The 3,220-nt window shown below is 64.7% G+C and carries 3 protein-coding genes (1 of these 3 running past the window's edge); 1 reads left to right on the forward strand and 2 read right to left on the reverse strand.

Translation table 11 applies throughout. The features are described 5' to 3' along the window. On the forward strand, positions 1-1,232 hold the 3' portion of the coding sequence (locus tag AC0L2H_RS31705) for a M23 family metallopeptidase (protein ID WP_473593645.1). The gene continues 730 nt to the left of window position 1, outside the view; only the last 1,232 of its 1,962 coding nucleotides appear in the window; its start codon lies beyond the left edge, outside the window; it ends in the stop codon at positions 1,230-1,232. 34 nt (positions 1,233-1,266) lie between these two features. Here the strand turns inward: AC0L2H_RS31705 and AC0L2H_RS31710 are convergent, their stop codons facing one another. Next, entirely contained in the window at positions 1,267-2,826 is a 1,560-nt protein-coding gene (locus AC0L2H_RS31710; protein ID WP_473593643.1) for an MFS transporter, read from the reverse strand. A gap of 188 nt (positions 2,827-3,014) precedes the next feature. Continuing rightward, the coding region (locus AC0L2H_RS31715) for a hypothetical protein (RefSeq protein WP_473593644.1) at positions 3,015-3,220 on the reverse strand (206 nt) is incomplete at its 5' end.

Here is a 3,220-nt window from a genome sequence, read left to right on the forward strand (position 1 = left end):
CCTACGACGTCAAGATCGTGCCGGAAAACGTCTCGGTGGCGCCGCGCGCCATTGCCGATGATCAGACGCCGGCTTTTGCCGAGGAAATCATTCCCTTCACCAAGGACCGCGACATAGCGGAAGCCTTGGCTGATTCGGGTTATACGGGCGAAGACGCCACCGGCATGGCCGAAGCGATCGCCAAATTGCTGAACGCCCCGGCGCTGAAGGCCGGAACCGTATTGCGCGTGGGGCTTGAAGTCCGTGGCGACACCGCCAGGGTCGTCCGCACCAGCGTCTACGACAGGACCCAGCATATCGTCACCATCGCGCTCGACGACCGCGGCCAGTATGTGCCGGCGCAGGAGCCGGAGCCTAATCCCGAACTTTTGACCGCCTTCGATGATTCGCCGCCGGTGGTGGTGCGCGGCAGTCTGCCGAACATCTATGACGGCATCTACCGTGCCGCCTATTCCTACGGCATGTCCAAGGCGATGACCAAGCGGCTGATCAAGCTGCTGGCGTCCGGTGTCGATTTCCAGTCGCGGCTCAGCCCGTCGGATCGCATCGAGGTGCTGTTCTCGCAGCCGGACGGCGACGACCAGGCGTCGGACGAGTCCGAACTGCTCTACGTCTCGGCGACCTTCGGCGGCACGACACGCAATTTCTACCGCTTCCAGATGCAGGACGGCAGCACCGACTATTTCGACGAGGACGGCTCGAGCGCCCAGCAGTTCCTGTTGCGCAATCCCCTGCCCGCGGGAAAATTCCGCTCCGGCTTCGGCGCCCGCAGGCACCCGATCCTCGGCTATGTGCGCATGCACACCGGCGTCGATTGGGCGGCCCCCATCGGCACACCGATCATTGCTGCCGGCAACGGCGTGATCGAGAAGGCCGGCTGGGCCGGCGGCTACGGCAAGCAGATCATCATCCGCCACGCCAATGGCTACGAGACCTCCTACAATCACCAGAGCGCTTTCGCCAAGGGCATCGAACCGGGCGTGCGTGTCCGCCAGGGCCAGACCATCGGCTATCTCGGCCAGACCGGCCTCTCCACCGGTCCGCATCTCCACTACGAACTGATCGTCAACGGCACCAAGGTCGACCCTATGCGCGTTCGCCTGCCGGTCGGCAAAGTGCTGAAGGGTGACGATCTCGTCGCCTTCAAGCGCGAGCGCGAACGCATCGACGACCTGCTCAAGCAGGAAGACAGCAATTCGCTGAAGGTCGCGAGCGCCAAGATCGAAGGTTAGACCCTAAGATCTTGGTGCGAATCAATTCCCCGAATCAGGCCGGCGGGTTTTCCGCGCGGCGCGACCAAGGCAGTGCCTGCCCCGAAATCGTCGTCCAGGCGATGATCGCGGCAAGCAGGCAAAGCAGGGCGGTTGCGATGGAGACGGCCGCGAAGGCCGCGTCGCTGGCGGCAAGCCTGGCTGCATCAAGTTCAGGCGCCAGCCCGGCCGATGCCGGTTCGCCAAAACCCGGAATGCCGGATCCGACGTTGGTGTCCAGCATCGTCGAATAGACCCAGGCCGCGAGCGAACCCATCGCCGCCACCGCGATCAGGCCGCCAATGCGGGAAACCGCATTGTTGATGCCCGAGGCGGCGCCCGTGTCCTTGTCCTCGACGGCGGTCATGATCGCGGTCGACAGCGGCGACACGACCAGCGCCATGCCGAGCCCCATCACCGCCATCAGCGGAAACGTCCCGGTCCAGAAATTGTGGATGCCGGCATGGGCGAGCAGGGCGAGGCCGGCAAAGGCGAAAGCCACGACCAGACTGCCGCTGGCGATCGGAAAACGCGGTCCGATCCGGTCGGACCACTCACCGACCGGCCCCGACAGCAGCGCGATCGAGGCCGACAGCGGCAGGAAGATGAAGCCGACTTCCGCCGTGCTCAGCCCCCATCCGGCAATCAACAGCATCGGCAGGTAGAACAGGTTGGCCGACAGCGCGAAATAGAGGAAGAAGGTCGCGACATTGGCGCCGGCGAACGCCCGGACGCCAAACAGCGAGAGGTCGATCATCGGCTCGCGTTGCCGCAGCTCAAAGAAGACAAAAACGACAAGCAGCACCGTGCCGATGACAATAGCCGGTCCCGACATCTGCCCGCCGCCCTCGGCGCTCATCGCGGTCAGGCCGTAGGCAAGCGCTCCGAACGCCAAAGTGGCGAGCGCGGCGCCGCCGAGATCGAGGCTTCGCTTGTCAGCCGGCGCGTCGGCCGGAACCTTGGCCAGCAAAAGGTAGATCGAGAGAAGGCCGAGTGGCAGGTTGATCGCCAAGATCGCCCGCCAGATGCCGTCGCCGAAGGCTGACAGGACAAAACCGCCCAGCACCGGGCCTAGCGCCGTCGTCAGCGCCGAGGCCGCCGCCCAGATGCCGATCGCCCTGCCGCGTTCCTTCTTCGGATAGGCCTTGGCGATAATGGCCAGGCTGCCCGGCACCATAATGGCGGCGCCGATGCCCTGGATGGCCCGAAACGCGATGAGCACTCCGGGATTCGGCGCCAGCGCGCAGGCAAGCGAAGCCGCGATGAACAGCGCAATGCCGGCGACGAAGGCCCGCCGCAGGCCGAAACGGTCGCCGGCCGCACCTCCGACAAGGATCAGCGCCGAGAGCGTCAAGGCATAGGCGTTGGAAATCCACTGCGCCTCGGCGAAACTGGCGCCGAGATCGACGCGGATCGCCGGCGTGGCGATGGCCAGGATCGAACCGTCGATGAAACCGAGCGCGGAAGCCAGGATCGCCGCGATCAACACGAACCTGCGTCGCGATTGCGGGCAGAACGCATCGGCCGGAAGAGAGCCGGTCAGGGACGTGGCGGCGGCTTCGCTTGGAGATTTCATGGGGCCTGCTTAGACCTCCGATGCATCGTCAACAACCGGCCAGCAGCTTACAGTCGTTGAAACCAGATCGCATTGCCAAATCTGCCGTGCCATGCGCGCTGCGGATGCGGAAGATCATCGCGGCGTCTCTGCTTCACTCGCCCCTACTCCGTTGCGGAGAGAAGAAGACTTCGGCGTCGCGCTGCCCCTCACCTGCCTGCCGGCACCCTCTCCCTTATAGTGGCGGGGAGAGGGGCGCTGGCGTCGCGGGTTTCGCCAATCACCAGCGTTGCAAGGAGGTTGCCGGCGTCGCGGCCAGCTTCATTCTCCCCGTTTACGGCAGGGCTATCGCATATGAGCGATAGCATGAATGAGGTAGTCGTCATTCCAGGCACATTTCTTGATGCGGTGGCTG

This window comes from Mesorhizobium sp. WSM4871 (genome assembly GCF_055811295.1).